Source organism: Neobacillus phoenicis, from assembly GCF_047302305.1.
Taxonomy (GTDB): domain Bacteria; phylum Bacillota; class Bacilli; order Bacillales; family Cytobacillaceae; genus Neobacillus.
In genome coordinates this window covers 1971614-1987998 of record NZ_CP154847.1, presented here as the reverse complement: position 1 = coordinate 1987998, position 16385 = coordinate 1971614, and the positions used below count along the sequence as shown (strand labels likewise).

The 16385-nt window shown below is 40.1% G+C and carries 19 protein-coding genes and 1 other annotated feature; all 19 genes read right to left on the bottom strand.

Going from position 1 to position 16385, the window contains the following annotated elements; all coding sequences use genetic code 11:
- Window positions 1-15: 15 nt before the first annotated feature.
- Window positions 16-1305 (bottom strand): GTPase ObgE, encoded by a 1290-nt coding sequence (obgE, locus tag AA0X95_RS10170; protein WP_309860369.1) that lies wholly within the window; start codon window positions 1303-1305, stop codon window positions 16-18.
- 62 nt (window positions 1306-1367) lie between these two features.
- Window positions 1368-1904, bottom strand: a complete 537-nt coding sequence (locus AA0X95_RS10165; RefSeq protein WP_413308505.1) for a Spo0B C-terminal domain-containing protein — start codon at window positions 1902-1904, stop codon at window positions 1368-1370.
- Window positions 1905-2112: 208 nt separating this feature from the next.
- Window positions 2113-2406, bottom strand: a complete 294-nt coding sequence (rpmA, locus tag AA0X95_RS10160) for a 50S ribosomal protein L27 (RefSeq protein WP_191269736.1) — start codon at window positions 2404-2406, stop codon at window positions 2113-2115.
- A complete protein-coding gene (locus tag AA0X95_RS10155; protein WP_413308502.1) occupies window positions 2407-2751 on the bottom strand; it encodes a ribosomal-processing cysteine protease Prp in 345 nt (114 codons plus the stop codon).
- A 14-nt stretch (window positions 2752-2765) separates the two neighbouring features.
- Window positions 2766-3074 carry a 50S ribosomal protein L21 gene (gene rplU / locus AA0X95_RS10150; RefSeq protein WP_283919673.1) on the bottom strand — a complete coding sequence of 103 codons (309 nt, stop codon included), beginning with the start codon at window positions 3072-3074 and terminating at the stop codon, window positions 2766-2768.
- A gap of 13 nt (window positions 3075-3087) precedes the next feature.
- Window positions 3088-3171, bottom strand: a sequence feature (ribosomal protein L21 leader region).
- A gap of 69 nt (window positions 3172-3240) precedes the next feature.
- Window positions 3241-4704: an Rne/Rng family ribonuclease gene (locus AA0X95_RS10145; protein WP_413308500.1), complete on the bottom strand. Its 1464-nt coding sequence runs from the start codon at window positions 4702-4704 to the stop codon at window positions 3241-3243.
- Window positions 4705-4942: 238 nt separating this feature from the next.
- Complete coding sequence (locus tag AA0X95_RS10140) at window positions 4943-5809, bottom strand: M50 family metallopeptidase (RefSeq protein ID WP_413308498.1); 867 nt, start codon at window positions 5807-5809, stop codon at window positions 4943-4945.
- The gene (locus AA0X95_RS10135; RefSeq protein WP_413308496.1) at window positions 5802-6608 is read right to left on the bottom strand and encodes a peptidoglycan DD-metalloendopeptidase family protein; all 807 of its coding nucleotides are present in this window, start codon (window positions 6606-6608) and stop codon (window positions 5802-5804) included. The genes AA0X95_RS10140 and AA0X95_RS10135 overlap by 8 nt, the downstream gene beginning before the upstream one ends.
- Window positions 6609-6725: 117 nt before the next feature.
- Window positions 6726-7529: a septum site-determining protein MinD gene (minD, locus tag AA0X95_RS10130; protein WP_413308494.1), complete on the bottom strand. Its 804-nt coding sequence runs from the start codon at window positions 7527-7529 to the stop codon at window positions 6726-6728.
- A 1-nt stretch (window position 7530) separates the two neighbouring features.
- A complete protein-coding gene (gene minC, locus AA0X95_RS10125; protein ID WP_413308492.1) occupies window positions 7531-8211 on the bottom strand; it encodes a septum site-determining protein MinC in 681 nt (226 codons plus the stop codon).
- A gap of 206 nt (window positions 8212-8417) precedes the next feature.
- A complete protein-coding gene (mreD, locus tag AA0X95_RS10120) occupies window positions 8418-8936 on the bottom strand; it encodes a rod shape-determining protein MreD (RefSeq protein ID WP_413308490.1) in 519 nt (172 codons plus the stop codon).
- A complete protein-coding gene (gene mreC, locus AA0X95_RS10115) occupies window positions 8933-9814 on the bottom strand; it encodes a rod shape-determining protein MreC (protein WP_413308488.1) in 882 nt (293 codons plus the stop codon). Before mreC ends, mreD begins: the two co-directional genes overlap by 4 nt.
- 60 nt (window positions 9815-9874) lie before the next feature.
- Window positions 9875-10897: a rod shape-determining protein gene (locus AA0X95_RS10110; protein WP_413308486.1), complete on the bottom strand. Its 1023-nt coding sequence runs from the start codon at window positions 10895-10897 to the stop codon at window positions 9875-9877.
- Window positions 10898-11062: 165 nt separating this feature from the next.
- The gene (gene radC, locus AA0X95_RS10105) at window positions 11063-11752 is read right to left on the bottom strand and encodes a RadC family protein (protein WP_413308484.1); all 690 of its coding nucleotides are present in this window, start codon (window positions 11750-11752) and stop codon (window positions 11063-11065) included.
- Window positions 11753-11794: 42 nt separating this feature from the next.
- Window positions 11795-12367, bottom strand: coding sequence for a Maf family protein (locus AA0X95_RS10100; protein ID WP_413308482.1), 573 nt, complete (start codon window positions 12365-12367; stop codon window positions 11795-11797).
- A gap of 220 nt (window positions 12368-12587) precedes the next feature.
- Window positions 12588-13658: a hypothetical protein gene (locus tag AA0X95_RS10095; RefSeq protein ID WP_413308480.1), complete on the bottom strand. Its 1071-nt coding sequence runs from the start codon at window positions 13656-13658 to the stop codon at window positions 12588-12590.
- 132 nt (window positions 13659-13790) lie between these two features.
- Window positions 13791-14555, bottom strand: a complete 765-nt coding sequence (locus AA0X95_RS10090) for a hypothetical protein (RefSeq protein WP_413308478.1) — start codon at window positions 14553-14555, stop codon at window positions 13791-13793.
- Window positions 14552-15379 carry a PilN domain-containing protein gene (locus tag AA0X95_RS10085; protein WP_413308476.1) on the bottom strand — a complete coding sequence of 276 codons (828 nt, stop codon included), beginning with the start codon at window positions 15377-15379 and terminating at the stop codon, window positions 14552-14554. The genes AA0X95_RS10090 and AA0X95_RS10085 overlap by 4 nt, the downstream gene beginning before the upstream one ends.
- Window positions 15379-16374: a type IV pilus biogenesis protein PilM gene (pilM, locus tag AA0X95_RS10080; protein ID WP_413308474.1), complete on the bottom strand. Its 996-nt coding sequence runs from the start codon at window positions 16372-16374 to the stop codon at window positions 15379-15381. Before pilM ends, AA0X95_RS10085 begins: the two co-directional genes overlap by 1 nt.
- Between the last annotated feature and the right edge of the window lie 11 nt (window positions 16375-16385).

Here is a 16385-nt window from a genome sequence, read left to right as displayed (position 1 = left end):
GATCTCTTACAGAAACTAATCAATAAACTCAAATTCAAATTCCATCAACTTAACGATATCCCCGTCTTTTGCTCCTCTTTGTCTTAATGCTTCATCTACACCAAGAGTACGAAGCTGGCGTGAGAAACGGCGAACAGATTCTTCTGTTTGAAAATTAGTCATTTTAAACATTTTTTCAATCTTTTCACCAGAAATAACAAACGAACCATCTGGCTCTCTCGTAATATAAAAAGCCTCTGGGTCTGCTTCGTGCTTATAAAGAACACGATGTACGCCTGTATCCTCTTCTTCATGGTCAAGCGGGAACTCTGGAGTTTGCTCAATCTTATCTGCAATAGAGAATAAAAGCTCCCTTAGTCCCTTTCTAGTAATTGCTGAAATTGGGAATATTGGATAATCCTCTTCGAGACGTTCTTTGAATTTTTGTAAATTTTCTTCCGCTTCAGGAATGTCCATTTTATTCGCAACAATAATTTGCGGACGCTCTGTTAGTCGGAGGTTATATTCTTCTAACTCTTTATTAATACTCAAATAATCTTCAAATGGATCCCGGCCTTCGGTTGCTGCCATATCGATGACATGAACAATGACCCTTGTCCGTTCAATATGTCGTAAAAATTGATGTCCTAGACCTACGCCTTCATGTGCACCTTCAATTAAGCCTGGAAGGTCTGCCATAACAAAGCTTCGATTATCTTCTGTTTCAACCATACCAAGATTAGGAACAATCGTTGTAAAATGATATTCAGCAATTTTTGGTCTTGCGGATGAAACCACTGATAATAAGGTTGATTTCCCTACACTTGGATAGCCTACAAGACCAACATCAGCAAGAAGCTTTAGTTCTAATATTACTTCGCGCTCCTGTCCAGGTTCACCATTTTCAGCGATCTCTGGAGCCGGATTTGACGGGGTAGCGAATCGAGAATTACCTCTACCTCCGCGACCACCTTTAGCAATAATTGCACGCTGACCATGTTCAACAAGATCGGCTAGAACTTCTTTTGTCTCAGCATCAATGATTACCGTACCCGGTGGAACTTTAACAAGCATATCCTTCGCGTTTCTACCGTGCTGATTTTTTGACATTCCATGTTCACCACGTGGCGCCTTGAAATGACGTTGGTAGCGGAAATCCATTAAGGTACGGAGTCCTTCATTTACTTCAAAGATCACATCTGCCCCTTTACCGCCATCACCGCCAGCTGGACCGCCTTTTGGTACATATTTTTCACGGCGATAAGCGACAATCCCGTTGCCACCGTCTCCACCTTTTACATATATCTTCGTTTGATCGACAAACATCTTATTCCTCCCGACTTACACTTTTAAACAAACTGATATCTTACGAAAACGCCTTCAACCCCTTATAAAGCAGGCATAAATATTTCTACAGAGAGTTCGTTTTCAGTGAATTCCTTCACCTCTAGCTCTAATGGCTTCTTATGGTTAGAAAGGCATTCTTCAATCAGTTCCCTTTTTAGTATTATCCCGCTAAAATCAAAAAAGAAACGAACTCCATCTGATTGCGGTTCAATTGTTATTGATAAATGATTTTCCTGAAATGCTTCAATTGCCTTATTTAAACATGAAAAAAAGGAATTTGTCCAACTTGTAATCATAACGTCATCAATTTTTGTTGATTCTGAGTCTTGAAAGACCTCATATTCCAATTTAAATGAAGGGTTCACCCAATTGGATTTTAATAGTAAGGAAGCAAACAAAGGCATATGTAAATTTGAAAGCTTTGTCTCATGCTGTGCCTCAATCACAATTTCATCAATTACTGCTTTTACTCGGTCCATTCGATTTAAATCCAAGTTTCCCTTTATTAATTGCAGTTTGTTTAACCAATCGTGTCGTGAGTGCCGCAGCACTTCAACGATATCCCATTCTCTCTCCATACGCACACTCCTACATAAACACGGAACATTGTTTGCTGTTAGTATATCAAAAAAATTTCCAAGAGTAAGCATTTTTATCTGAATGATTTAGTTTGTGGTAAAAAATGCGCTTAACGAAGTAGTTTCCTTGAAGAGTTTTGATGGAAGGTGTACTTTCGCAGCAAAAAGAAAACTCTAACCAAACAGGTTAGAGTTTTCAAAGTAATCCTTAAGCTTCTTGAGCTACTGGATAAACGCTCACTTTTTTGCGATCACGACCGAAACGTTCAAATTTCACAACGCCGTCAACTTTTGCAAAAAGAGTATCGTCGCCTCCACGGCCAACGTTTTCACCTGGGTAAATCTTTGTACCGCGTTGACGGTAAAGAATTGAACCACCAGTTACAAATTGTCCGTCTGCACGCTTAGCACCAAGGCGCTTTGCGATAGAGTCACGTCCGTTCTTTGTAGAACCTACTCCCTTTTTAGATGCAAACAACTGAAGATCTAATTTTAATAACATTTATTCCACCTCCTGCTTTTTGAAGGTAATTTTTATGTGCTCTCCGTACGTTTCTTCAATCGATCGTAATGAGACAGCCATTCCTTCGAGAAGAATCTGGATTTTCTCATATACGTCCTCCGGAAGTTCTTCCGGGATAACGCAGCGGAGAAAGCCATCTGCCCGATGTTCAAGGTCTGGAGTAACGCCGGTAAGTTCGTGCACTGCATTGATAGCACCAATAGACACAGCGGATACGCCTGCACAGACGATATCTTTTCCACGATCCGCGAACAAGGCATGACCGCTTAGTTCGAATGATTGAATTTGTCCGGATTCAGTACGATAAATCGTAATACCAATCATCTTTTTTCAACACCTTACGCGTTGATTTTTTCGATGATTACTTTAGTGTAAGGTTGACGATGACCTTGCTTCTTACGGTTGTTTTTCTTCGCTTTGTACTTGAAAACAATGATTTTCTTCGCACGGCCTTGTTTTTCAACTTTAGCTGTAACAGTAGCGCCTGCAACAACAGGACTTCCAACTTTTACAGTTTCACCGCCAACGAAAAGAACTTTGTCAAAAGTAACAGTCTCACCAGCTTCAACATCTAATTTCTCGATGTAGATAGCTTGGCCTTCTTCGACTTTCAATTGCTTACCGCCAGTTTCGATAATTGCGTACATGAACTGCACCTCCTTATAAACTCAGACTCGCCATATACAGGCGCTCCTGCAAATCTGCAGAAATCTTAATACCTGTTCTGTGCGGTTGTAGCACGGGTGCGCTACAAACATAACATTAAAATCATACATAATTTAATCGAAAGTGTCAACCTATTATTTAGTTTCCTTACGAATAATCCATTGCTCGTTGGGAAATCTCCTGAATCGTACCGAACTGCTTTAATTGATAAGAATGCCTTTCAGAAGGCTGTATAGAAAAATACAATGTAACCCGCAGTAGGTCTTCTAACACTTCTCTATGCGCCTCATTTCTGCCTAAGAGGGCGTCCTTCACCTCTTGCGTTGTCTCAACTAGAATGGCTTCGAAATCAGCATGACGGTGCTCTAACAGTTCTCTTTCTAATCGGAAAGCCATCGTTTCAGCGCTTAAGATTCGCCCCGTCCCTTCACAAACCGGACATTTCACTTGTAATGCCTCAGAAATACTTACCTTCGTCTTCTTCCTAGTGATTTGAAGAATGCCAAGTGGAGTAAATCCGATCATCTTTGTTCTTTTTTCATCCCTTGACAGCTCTGATTCCATCAAGGAAAGTATCGATTGCTTGTCCTTTTCACGTTTCATATCAATAAAATCGATTAGCACAATTCCACCGATATCACGAAGCCGCAGCTGTCTAACAATTTCTTTAGCAGCGAGCTGATTCGTTTTTAACACGGTATCTTGATAATCCGTTTTTCCAGAAAACTTTCCTGTGTTCACATCAACAATGGTTAGAGCTTCGGTTTCGTCAAAAATAAGATAGGAACCATGATCCAGCCAAACAATCCGTTTGAGTGCTTTGTCAATTTCATGCTCTACCTTATTGACGGAGAAAATATTTTCTTTTCCATTGTAAAAAGTAATTTTAAGGTGATGGTTGTTCTGTTCAAGCATCTTCTTAACGTTCAAATCGTCCACCATTACTTCACCCGTCTCCATGGCAGCCACGCGGTCTAGGACCATTTCCATAAAGGTATCTTTCTGGGATATGAGACTTGGCTTCTTAAGGTGTGATGCTTGCTGGAGCAATTCCTGGTGTTGTTGACGTAGTACCATCAATTCCTCTTCAATCTCCGCCTTTGTACAGGTCATGCTGGACGTCCGAAAAATAATCCCCTCTTCCTCCGTTTTCAGGCTGCCGCCTATTTTTCGGAGGGTAATGTTTTGCTTTTCATCTGCAATTTTTTTACTAACTGCCACATAGCGTCCTTTTGGCATATAAATCAGATAGTTTCCATGGATTTCAATAATCCCCGTTACTTTAGGTCCTTTTGTGCCTGTTGCATCCTTTTCTACCTGAACGAGCAGTTTCTCTCCCTGGTGAACAAATGCGGTGACGTTCTGGTGTTTTTCAGCGGACTGTACATAAGAAGGCAGCTGATCCCGGTGCAAATAGGCATTTTTCTCCTCACCTATATCGATGAACACGGCATTCATGCCCGGGAGTACCTTCGTAATAGTCCCAAAATAAATATTACCGACCAGCGATTGATTGCCTGGTCGGTCAATAACGATATTTTCAACACGGTTATTTCTGAGATAAGCCAACCTCTTTTCCCGCGTTGTGTAGTTGACAAGTAATGTTTCCAATCCAGCTTCCTCACTTTTTTCAAGGTTCTTTTAAAATTTCCTGTTGATTTCCGCTCCAGACGCTTCGCTTTCCGTGGGCGTTTCGGCGAGCCTCCTCGGCGCTTGCGCCTGCGGGGTCTCCCCTGAACCGTACTCCCACAGGAGTCTTCGCGTCCTCCGCTCCAATCAACAGGGTATAATAATCAATAATGTTTCTTAAACATAGCCTTTTTCATAGATGCCTTCATTATAACCATAATCAATATAAAAATAGAAGGTCGCTGATTTTATCAGTTAATCGTTTTTCTGTAAAATAGGCATGTAAAAGTTCATTTTCATCTAATGTTCCTTTTTCTTTGCCTTCGGCTTCCACAATAATGGGATGTTTACAGCCCCGCTGAAATTTCTCTAGAACATGGATCAATAACTCGTGTTCGTCAGCCTGGATCGGCTTTAAGGCACTCGGATTTGATTTTTTTCCATAATAGCGTTCTAATAAAAATCTCATAAAAATAAAGCGTCGCTGTTTCCATTCATGGTAAAGAGAAAAGGCTAGAAAGGCGATAATCACCCATACGTTTATATGTGATGGCGCAATAAGTAAGATTACGAGTGAAAAAAGGGCCAAACTTAAAAAGGAAAGGATAAGTGTCAGCCGGTGGGCACTCGGAAAGGAGTGTTTTAATGAAAGCAGTAAAAATACCAGCTTACCCCCATCAAGCGGCCAAACTGGAAAAAGATTAAATATAAAAATCATTAAGTTGTAGTTGATAAAGAGCTGAAATAGGTCTTCAGAGATTAACGAGAACGATAGTAAGAGGTACGCTGCTCCTATCATCCAAAGATGCTGAAGCGGTCCAGCAACCACCACAATTAATTCTTCCTTTAACGGACGGTTGCCGTGCTCATCCATTTCAGCAACCCCGCCAAACGGAAGCAGGGAAATTTTTTTGATTCTCCATGAAAAAAAAGAAGCTGCCGCTGCATGCCCCATTTCATGTATAAAAATGATCCCTAGCAGCAAGCAAACTTCCAAGAAATGTGCGGTTGCAATAGATATCGCAATGATAATCCACAGCAAGGGGTGGATATGAACCTGTCTGAGTAATGAAATGGCTCTATTCAAAACGAATCACCTGAATCGGGTCAATAAAATTATCGCCTTTTTTAATGGCAAAGTAATATTTCCCTTTAGTTTTATCTTCTCCTGTTGATGTGGAAACTGTTCCAACGACGGTCCTCTTTTCGATATATTCGTAAAGGTTTACTTTAATTTCGTCTAAGTTTCCATACCATGTTTCCGTTTCATCTGAATGCTGGATGATAACAGTTTTTCCAATTCCCTCTTTTACTCCTGCAAAGGTGACTACACCACCATTAATGGATTGGACTGGCGCTCCTTTACCAGTTTCAATCATGATGCCTTGGCCATTTTTTTCAAAGTTTTCGAGGATTTTCCCCATGGCAGGGACAGAAAATTCTGTTTGGACCACTTCTTCCTTTTTGTCTGTTTTATCTCCCTCAGAGAATGGCAGAAGCGCCAAGGGTTTGCCGAACTTATCTTCATACCAATTTGAAACAGTGGCAAATTTAAAGTCCTTGTCCATTGCACTGGTCACATAATCTCTTACTGGATCAAAGGTCGCTGTCTGATTGCGAAACAGAATGGCTACCACTAAGAACAGGAGGATGGATGCTAATATTTTGAAGAAGAACACTTCTTTTTTAAATAATGGATGTCCGTCATCTCCTCCTTCACCACTCTTGGAGCTGCTCATATAATTAATGCCGTATTTGTCATCATCATCACCAGGCCAAGCGATTTGACGTTCTGGACGTTCTGGACTTTTTGTTGTTGTTGAACCCATTTCTTTTTTTCTTTTAGCGATTCGTCGCCGTATTTCCTCCGGTGTAGACCGCGCCATTCCCATCAACCCTTTTCCCACTTTTTTGTACAAGTCTATGAGAGAATTTTTGAGAGTATGACTGAATTTAATTTACAAAAAAAGCCTGTCCACTTTTGATCGTGAACAGGCTCCTATTTATCTTACTCCGAAGAATTTCTTAAGTTTGGTGAAGACACCTTTGTTTGCTTCTTCTAATGGCTGCAATGGAATCGATTCGCCTAAGATTCTTCTTGCGATATTTCGATATGCAATCGATGCTTTGCTGTTTGGATTCAGGGCAATCGGTTCACCGTGATTTGATGCTTTAATTACCTCTTCATCATCCGCAACAATCCCAATCAACTCTATAGATAGATGCTGGGTAATTTCATCAATCTCCAACATGTCCCCGCTCTTCATCATATGATTTCGGATACGGTTGACCACTAATTTTGGAGGCTCCATGTTTCTTTGTTTTTCTAAGAGACCAATAATACGGTCCGCGTCACGTACGGCAGATACTTCTGGTGTTGTGACAACAATCGCCTTGTCTGCTCCTGCCACCGCATTCTGGAATCCTTGCTCGATACCAGCCGGGCAATCAATAATAATATAATCATAGTCCTGCTTTAATTCAGAAATAAGCTCTTTCATTTGTTCTGGTGTAACCGCCGATTTATCAACGGTTTGCGCAGCTGGAAGCAAATATAATAATCCATCAAATCGTTTGTCCTTTACTAACGCCTGATGAATTTTACATCTTTTTTCAACTACATCGACTAGATCATAAATGATTCTGTTTTCAAGCCCCATTACGACATCTAAGTTTCGAAGACCGATGTCTGTATCCACTAAGCATACTTTTTTTCCTTGAAGGGCCAAAGACGTCCCAATATTTGCGGATGTCGTTGTTTTACCAACGCCGCCCTTGCCAGAAGTAATTACTATTGCTTCTCCCACTTTAATGTCCCCCTTCTAATCTAGTTAAATTTGGCCTTAAATGAATTAAAGCTTGTAATCTATCAACGATAATTTGTCGATTATCATCTATGTAAGCACATTCCATTTCGCGATTTTCGCTAGATTTTGCGGAATCAGGCGAACGGTTAATGCAATCGCTAATTCTAAGCTGTGATGGTTTCATGCTTGAAGCAGCTATCACGGCTTGTTCATTTCCGAAAAAGCCGGCATGAGCCACACCCTTCAAGGTCCCCAAAATGAAGATATTACCGCCCGCAACGACTGTCCCACCAGGATTCACATCACCAATCAACAGCAGATCCCCTGAAGTTTCAAGAACTTGGCCCGAACGAATGATTCTAGACACGGTCATAATCCCGGCTTCTGCTTTTAATCGTTCTGCTTCCGTTTTGGTGATGACATTTGAAATAATATCATCCACAACTAAATTCTTTTTCTGTCGAATTAAGTGCTTTAGCTCTTCTCGTTGTTCTTCCGTAATAAACCGATTCCCAATTTCAACTTTAACAGAAATTAAGTGGCGGTCATCCTGTGTTCTTGAATTTGCCGAAAGCTTCTGATCCAGCTCTTTTTTTAAATCGTCGTAAGAACACTTATCATCAAGATGAAGGACAAGGCCTTCCTTCGTTCCTTTTATTGTAACATTTTGCCGTTTTTTCATGGAGAATTTTCACCTCATAATTAAGAAAGCCGTCTAGGAACGTGCAATTCCCCTAAATTTCAATAGATTTTGCACGCCCTTACGCTAGTTCTGAATCGAAAGTACAGACTATCTGATAATAATTCGACATGATGCGTCCATTCACCTCTTTTTTTAAATGAAAACTTACAGTATCAAGGAACCTAAAAGTGGAGACCAGAAACTCATTATTCATCTCGTAATGAATCCAAATGCTTTTCAAACAATCTCTTTAAAGGATAACCCGCTAGGATAATAAAAGCCGCATTTAATATAAGGGTTGGATAAAAACGCAAATTAAGAAAACTCATAAAATCAAGGTTTGTGACATGGATTAAATAATCCATTTCATAGACACCCACTTCTAATAATGCAACAGCGAAAAGGGATACGAGGAAGGCAATGATAAAATTCGCCTGCAAGATGTGCATGATTTTAGAAACAAGATATGAAATGAATGGATAGAGAAATAAATAAATTCCAATGATTTCTACGTAGACAACATCAAACAACAGCCCAAAAATAGCTGCATAAATGACACCTTTCTTTTTACCCACAAAAATCGTTAAAAACAACAGTGCTACAAAAAGAAAGTGCGGTACAAGGATGCGATCCTTACCTAATAAGCCATCAGGTAGGTATTGAACAAAGATACTTTCAAAAATCAACAAAAATAGAAACAAAAGAGGAAGAAGGAATTTTTTCACGATCCTTCCTCCTTCCCACCGGTTAAATCATTTTGATCTGGCTCGGCCATAAGCCTCTTCGTTACCATCACTGACTTGATGTCATAGAAATCAGCTCCTGGTTTGACAAGTGCAGTTTGGTTTAATCCATACTGGTCCGGATTTACTTCTACGACTTTCCCTATCATTAATCCTTTTGGGAAAATCCCACCTAAACCAGAAGTAATAACTGTCTGGCCTTTTTCGATCTTCTCGCCAGAAGGTATTGCCTTCACCTTGAGTAGTTTTTTCTCTTTGTCATAGCCTTCAACAAGTCCATACACATCTGTAGTTCCTTGAACAATTGCGGAAATCCGGTTCTTAGGATCCATTGCACTTAACAGCTGTACGGTTGAACTGAATTGAGTTACACTCTTAACTTTTCCAATCAACCCGCTTGCCGTAACAACAGCCATATTTTTCTTGACTCCTTGTAAACTACCTTTGTCAATAATAATCATTTCATGCCAACGATCAGGATTTCTACCAATAACTGTAGCTGGTAATGGTTTCAAATCTCTCAGGGTCTCTTTTTCACCGAGAACGTCACGCAATTCTTTGTTGTCTTTTTTCAGTTCTTGAACTTCTGCTTCAAGGCTGACAAGATTTTCAATCCGTGATTTTAATTCTTTATTCTCTTCATATGTATTTGATAAGTCCTGGAGATTTTCAAAAAAGCCGGCAACATAGTTGGTAGGCTTTGAAACCAGGGATTGAACCCAGCCGGCTGTATCTTTAATAAATTGTTCCGGCCAGGTAAGCTTCTCTCTCTCCCTTAAAGAAAACCCAATCAATGCCACGAGAACAATTATGCTGACAAGCAAAATAATCAGTCGTTTATTCAAGAAGAACTGTGGCATGATTATACACCTCTATTTTTCTAGATAAAATAACGTCGCCTAAAAAGAAGCTTCCTCTTATTATCTTGAGTCTTTCGCTTTGTTTTTAAATAAATGAATGTGGTCTAACGCTTTTCCTGTCCCAATCGCAACGCAATCGAGTGGATTTTCAGCAATAAGGACCGGCATCTTTGTCTCTTCACTAATCACCCTGTCCAGATTGCGCAGAAGCGCGCCTCCACCCGTTAATACAATACCGCGGTCCATAATATCCGCTGCAAGTTCAGGTGGTGTTTTTTCTAATGTATTCTTTACAGCCTCAACAATCGCGTAGACTGTGTCATTTAGTGCAGTGGCAATTTCTTTTGCTGTGATTTCAATGGTTTTCGGCAGACCCGTTAATAAATCACGTCCGCGAATCTCCATGTTGTCGATTCCATCCGGTGTTCCGGCAGAACCAATTTCCATTTTAATGGACTCCGCAGTACGCTCCCCAATCATTAAATTATAATTCTTGCGGATATATGAAATAATGCTATCATCCATTTCGTCTCCAGCCACGCGAATCGACTGGCTTGTTACGATTCCTCCTAGAGAAATAATCGCAACTTCAGTGGTACCTCCACCAATATCAACGACCATACTACCAGTTGGCTCCCAAACAGGTAGGTTCGCACCAATCGCAGCTGCGAATGGTTCTTCAATGGTGTAAGCATCCTTCGCACCAGCTTGTCTTGTCGCGTCAATCACTGCCCGCTCCTCAACCGCTGTTATACCTGAAGGCACACAAACCATGACATATGGCTTGCCTGAAAAAGGATTGTTACTCTTCTGAGCCTGACGAATATGGTGCTTCATCATTGATGCCGTTGTTTCGAAATCAGCAATTACCCCGTCCTTCATCGGTCTAAGGGCAACCACATTTCCCGGTGTACGCCCGATCATATTTTTCGCATCATTTCCAACTGCTACGATATTCTTTGTTTCAGTCTGCATGGCAACTACTGAAGGCTCACGCAAAACAATGCCTTTTCCTTTCACATATACGAGGGTGTTGGCAGTACCCAAGTCAATTCCAAGGTCTCTCGATCTAATTCCAAACATAGTGTTGTATCTCCCTTTCTACACATACAAAATGCAAAATAGCAATAGGCAGGTAATCGCCTTACTTATCATGTCTATTTCTTAATTTATTATTGGCCCTTTCACAGGGCAGTCCTAAAAAATCATAACTAATATTATATCGTATCGTCAAATAAAACAATAGTGTTATAAATACCCTTTTTCCTTTAAACTAACAAACTTATTTTCACCGATGATTAGATGGTCAAGGAGGTCAATCCCAATTATTTTTCCACACTCGACCAATCTCTTTGTTACTTCAATATCCTCGCGGCTCGGTGTCGGGTCTCCGGAAGGATGGTTATGAAGGGCTATGATGCTTGCTGCAGAGCGCTTTAATGCTTCGCGGTAGACTTCCCTCGGGTGGACTATTGAGGCATTTAAGCTACCGATAAACACCGTTTGTTTATGGATGACCTGATTTTTTGTATTCAAATATAAACAAACGAAATGTTCCTGCGATAGAAAGCGCATATCATTCATGACATACTTTGCTCCATCTTCAGGGGAGCGGATCACATAACGGTCATTAAATGATAAGTTAGAAATACGTCTGCCGATTTCAACCGCTGCTAAAATTTGAATGGCCTTTGCAGAGCCAATTCCTTTGATTTCGGTTATTTCTTCTAACGTAGCTCCTTTTAATAGCCGTAACCCTTCAAAATGGTTCAGCAGACGATTCGATAATTGCAGGACGGATTCATCCTTTGTTCCTGTCCGAAGCAGAATCGCAATTAGTTCATGATTAGATAAACTTTGTGGTCCTTGTTGAATAAACCGTTCCCTTGGCCTTTCGTCTTGTGGAAAATCACGAATCATCAATGTATCAGTTGACATTTTTTTCCTCCCATTTTTTTCGGGAGCTAAGGCACAAAAAAGTTAATACGGTAACTGGTAGCCTGCCTTTCTTAGTTCTCTGATTGTCCTCGCTACTGGCAGACCGACAACCGCAAAATAATCTCCATTTATTTTTTTGACAAGCATACTTCCGAGCTGTTGAATACCATAGGCACCTGCTTTATCAAGCGGTTCACCACTTTGCACATATGAACGGATTTCGTCCTCCGTTAACTCCCAAAACCATACTTCTGTTTTTTCGTAGAAACGGGTCTTGCTCGTTGGAGACACTATTGAAACACCAGTAAATACTTCATGCTGACTACCTGAAAGAGTTTTCAGCATACGAACGGCTTCTGCTTCATCAGCTGGCTTTCCTAAAATTTGATTATTCGCAACAACAATCGTGTCCGAACCGAGGACAAAGGCTTCTTGATTGTCCTTAAAAACAGCCTGTGCCTTTCGCTCGGCTAACTCCATTACTACCTCCTCTGGGGAGAGTGTGGGGTCAAAGCTTTCGTCTACATCACTGCTTGAGACTGCGAATGTTAAGCGGAGATTTTCTAGAAGTTCTTTTCGCCGTGGAGAAGAAGAGGCTAAAATGAGGTTCTGCATTCAATCACCTTACCTTTTTTGCTTCATTAGGGAGATACAATTCAATCCTATCAGAAATTGTAGAAGCAAACAATTTTTATATAACTAAATTTTGAAGAAATCTGTCAAATTATGCATGTGAATTTGAATTCTATCACTTATTATGACGATGAAAAGCCTCCCCTATTTGGACAGGCTTTATGTTATTATTCATTTCCCGGAAAATATGGTTTTTTGTCGATTACATGGCATAGTAGACTGATAAAAAGTTTAATAAGTGCTGTTGGGCTGCACTTAAGCTTTTTTCGTCTTTTGATTTTTGAAACTCCTTAATTTTAGCGTCCGCACCAGCTAATTCAGCATGTAGCTTTTTTACATTCTCATTTTTCAATCCACTTACCTTTAACTGCTCACCTAAAGCTGTTAATGTCTTGTTGGATTCTTCAGGAATGGACTTAGTAACAAGTGCACTCGAAGTCACAATAGATAATGCCTGGTACATAGTCGGTGCCGCTTCTAAAAAGGCTTTCTCCTTTTCAGATACATCGGCCACCTTCTTCTCATCTATTAATATCGGCTTCGCAAATACCTCTTTGACTCCATTTTCTTTGTACTGGATACCTAACGTTTTTGCAGTAGTAATGGTATCTGCTACACCCATAAATAAAAATTGCTTACCGTCCATTTCCACTAATTGCGAGGGTATTCCCTTAGCAGTAATTTGATCAGCTGTCTCTTTGGCACCATCCTTCGAAGAAAAAACTCCTCCTTGAATGACATTGGTTGTTAGTTGCTCGACAACAGCTGTCGTTGTTTTGCCAGTAGATGTCGTCGTTTCCGTTCGACCTGTTTGTTTGACCACTGTGGGTTCAGTCACCACCTTCTTACTAGGTTCTGTAACCATCTTAAGCATAAAAATGCCAATCGTTAGTCCGATGAGGATGGCAAAGGTCGCAGAAACAAAGAAAGAGCCTAACGGCCTACCGTTCTTCTTTATGCTGTCTAAAGGAATGGACTTGTTTTTTTTTGGACCGCTTTTCTTTGAATTGGTAGTCGTGGCAATTTTATATTCCACAAGATCATTGTCAGAGGATTCAGGTATAATCCAGTCAAAACTCTCATCAACAGATTCCTGTGCAGCAGCTGTCTCTAAATAGCCGTCCGATTCTGTTGGGGTTGTGTTTATCTTGATCACTCTTGTCGATGAGTTGGTGCTGAATTCTGGCTCCTTTTTTGAAGCTTCTTCCTCAAAATTTGTATTTTCACCATTTAATTTTATCTTAATTGTATTGCCTTTGTTAGGCTTGTCCACTATTCGTACTCCTCTCTTCCGCTAGCTCATTGGTTTCATCCTAACATACAGGCAAAAAAAAATAACAAGACTTTTGTCGTCTTGTTATCGTAGACTTTCGTCAAATTATTTGTAAGTTCGCAGTGTTGTTAATTACGGCTGTGTTTGTGCGGTCGAAGGAAACTGACTTAATGGGTTATCCTTCCCCGCCGGTGCCGGTGCATCGATGGTTGGTTGTTCTGCAGCTAGATCAGCTAGAGTTGGCATATAAAAAGCTGAAACTGTAAGGCTATAGCTAATAGGTGCGTCTTCTTGGTTCAGACTAGTAATCTCTTGTCCACCTGAATAGGTAATGGCCTCAACTACTACTAATCGCTGTAAGGATTCCAACGTTTCGATAAATTTTTCAAGATCCTCATATTTCTGTGATTCCACGCTTAACTGGACAGTCATTTTCTTCAAACCTGCAGGTACAGGAGTTACCGGCTGTTGAGTTTGCGCTGCATTTGGATCTGCCGTGGTTGTTTGTGCAGTGTTTGTCGTTGTTGTTTGGGCAGCTGTTTGGTCGCTTGTAACCGCAACATCTGCATCCTTACTAAAGCCCATGGATGTAATCTGACTGTTCGATACATTCTCTGCTTTTTCAAGGTCTAGAATAAACTGTTCCTGAAGCGGACCAACAGGAAGCTTTTTCTGGAGCTCCTTAGTGTCAACCGTTGTCGTTTTGGTGGAAGCCGCCTTTTTATGACTGACAATATCCAACAGCTTTTGCTCTGACTCTAATTCCTGCTGCTTAATACGTAAGTCAGACTTTAATGGTGTTAACGAAAAGAATTGTGCGTAGACGATGAGTAATACTAGCAAAAGAGCACCGACAGCTACAATTAATTTGTCTCTCTTAGAGAAATGAAGCTTCATGAGCCCTCCACTCCGTCCACATGCGTTTTGTTCTTCTTCGTACTTTTCTTAATTTCTTCCTTGTTAAACTTAATCTCAAATTGCCCAGTATATCGTGGAAGATAATTTGTTGACTTCTTTATGGTTGAACTAGATGGAGCTGTATTAACATTTGATTGATTAGCTGTAGTTGTCGTGTTACTTTGATTCGTCTGATTAGTTTTTGTTGTACTATCTGTTGTATTGTTCTGATAGTCAACCGTATTTGGATCGGTTGTCGTTTGGTTAGCACTTGTTGTCGTACCCGAAGTAGTCACTTGGCTATTCGAAGCTGCCGTATTAAAAGCAGCATTGGTTTCTGTTTCAGGCTGAGTGGTTGAAAGTGAATTTAGACTCGCCTCTTCTATCCACTTAGATTCATGGAGACTATCTAAAAAGTAGGCTGCCTCTCTAGCACTATCAAATTGAACCGTAAGCGTAACCGTTCCGGCCTCAGTATATGCAAAGGATAGGATAAATCCGCGTTCTGGTAATAATGAAGTTAAGTGTTGCATGACTGGTACAGTTTGGAGTGGGTAGTCACTTGCCCAAGCAATGGCACTTTTTAATAGGCTTACTGAATTAGCAGATGAACCTATTTCACTATTTTGCTGTTCTTTATCAGTAATGTCTTTAATTATGGTGATTTTTTTATCCAAAGATGTTATTTTATCCTTTATCGTTTGAGTTTGCCAAAAATAATAACCACTAATGAGAATAAATAATGCAAGTAAGCCTAAGCTAATAAGAATAATATTTATTTTTTTGGGGTCATTTTGTGGAAGCAAATTAATATCTACTAGCATTATTTCACCCCTTTTAAAGCGAGACCTAGTGTTAGTAAAAGACTTGCCGGGATACTTCCTGACTTTCCATTGGAGCCGGTAACTACTGACAACTGTTCAACATGAACTTCAAATCTCTCTTTCATTTCATCAAATACAGCACGAAGCATTGGATGATCCCCAGTAAGCAAAAACTTAGATATGCCATTTTTCTCTTTGTTAAGAGAATAACGATAAAAATCCATTAATTTATTAATTTCATTAATAATGTCTTCAAACTGAATAACCAGTTCATCCGCTTCACCTGTATATTTAATATCCATAGTTCCTATCGAGTAACGTTGTATTTCCCAATTTTCTAAATTAAAGAGGAGGGCAAATGGACGCATAACCACAGGGACTGTACCTTCAAAAACACATAAATTAACACTTGTTAAATCAAACTGAATCATAAAAAGAATCTCATTCTCTTTTCCAAAACCAAGCTGTTGGTATAAACGGTATAGTGCTAACGGAGAAATATCCGCAGCAACTGGTGTCAGCTTTTTACTGGAAAATAGATTTGCATATTCCATTACATACTGTTCCGGAGCAGCAAATAAAAGAAGATCCTTTGTTTTTTCATTTTGTGAAAGCAGGTAATAATCAAATATGGGTTCTTCAAACGGTAAATGAATACTAGATCCGAGCTCCAAATATAAATAACCCTTCATTTCATCCTCTTGAATTTCTGCAGGAACGGAAACCTTTCGGATGATGACCAGTTGATCTGGAACAACAAAGCGGATTTGGCGCCGTTGAATTTTCCATTCATCAATGCACTCATCCAAAATATTCACTAACGAATCCATATCTGCAATTTTACCGTCGCAAATAATTCCTGGTGGTAAAAAACGCTCTCCCCATTTCTGAGCTGTCGGAGGATTCGCATGCTTTAGTTCCAAATAGCGAATGGAGTGGTCATTTAGCACTATATTAACTATTCGATTTTTGGATGAGAAGAGGGAAAAAGCCATGTAAAAAACCC

Excerpts from the sequence above, each read along its gene's own strand:
- obgE (WP_309860369.1), bottom strand. The coding sequence starts at position 1,305 with ATGTTTGTCGATCAAACGAAGATATATGTAAAAGGTGGAGACGGTGGC.
- AA0X95_RS10135 (WP_413308496.1), bottom strand. The coding sequence starts at position 6,608 with ATGGCGCGGTCTACACCGGAGGAAATACGGCGACGAATCGCTAAAAGA.
- AA0X95_RS10100 (WP_413308482.1), bottom strand. The coding sequence starts at position 12,367 with ATGCAGAACCTCATTTTAGCCTCTTCTTCTCCACGGCGAAAAGAACTT.
- AA0X95_RS10110 (WP_413308486.1), bottom strand. The coding sequence starts at position 10,897 with ATGTTTGGAATTAGATCGAGAGACCTTGGAATTGACTTGGGTACTGCC.
- rplU (WP_283919673.1), bottom strand. The coding sequence starts at position 3,074 with ATGTACGCAATTATCGAAACTGGCGGTAAGCAATTGAAAGTCGAAGAA.
- rpmA (WP_191269736.1), bottom strand. The coding sequence starts at position 2,406 with ATGTTATTAAAATTAGATCTTCAGTTGTTTGCATCTAAAAAGGGAGTA.
- AA0X95_RS10090 (WP_413308478.1), bottom strand. The coding sequence starts at position 14,555 with ATGAAGCTTCATTTCTCTAAGAGAGACAAATTAATTGTAGCTGTCGGT.
- radC (WP_413308484.1), bottom strand. The coding sequence starts at position 11,752 with ATGTCAACTGATACATTGATGATTCGTGATTTTCCACAAGACGAAAGG.
- AA0X95_RS10155 (WP_413308502.1), bottom strand. The coding sequence starts at position 2,751 with ATGATTGGTATTACGATTTATCGTACTGAATCCGGACAAATTCAATCA.
- AA0X95_RS10085 (WP_413308476.1), bottom strand. The coding sequence starts at position 15,379 with ATGCTAGTAGATATTAATTTGCTTCCACAAAATGACCCCAAAAAAATA.
- pilM (WP_413308474.1), bottom strand. The coding sequence starts at position 16,374 with ATGGCTTTTTCCCTCTTCTCATCCAAAAATCGAATAGTTAATATAGTG.
- mreC (WP_413308488.1), bottom strand. The coding sequence starts at position 9,814 with ATGCCACAGTTCTTCTTGAATAAACGACTGATTATTTTGCTTGTCAGC.
- minC (WP_413308492.1), bottom strand. The coding sequence starts at position 8,211 with ATGAAAAAACGGCAAAATGTTACAATAAAAGGAACGAAGGAAGGCCTT.
- AA0X95_RS10165 (WP_413308505.1), bottom strand. The coding sequence starts at position 1,904 with ATGGAGAGAGAATGGGATATCGTTGAAGTGCTGCGGCACTCACGACAC.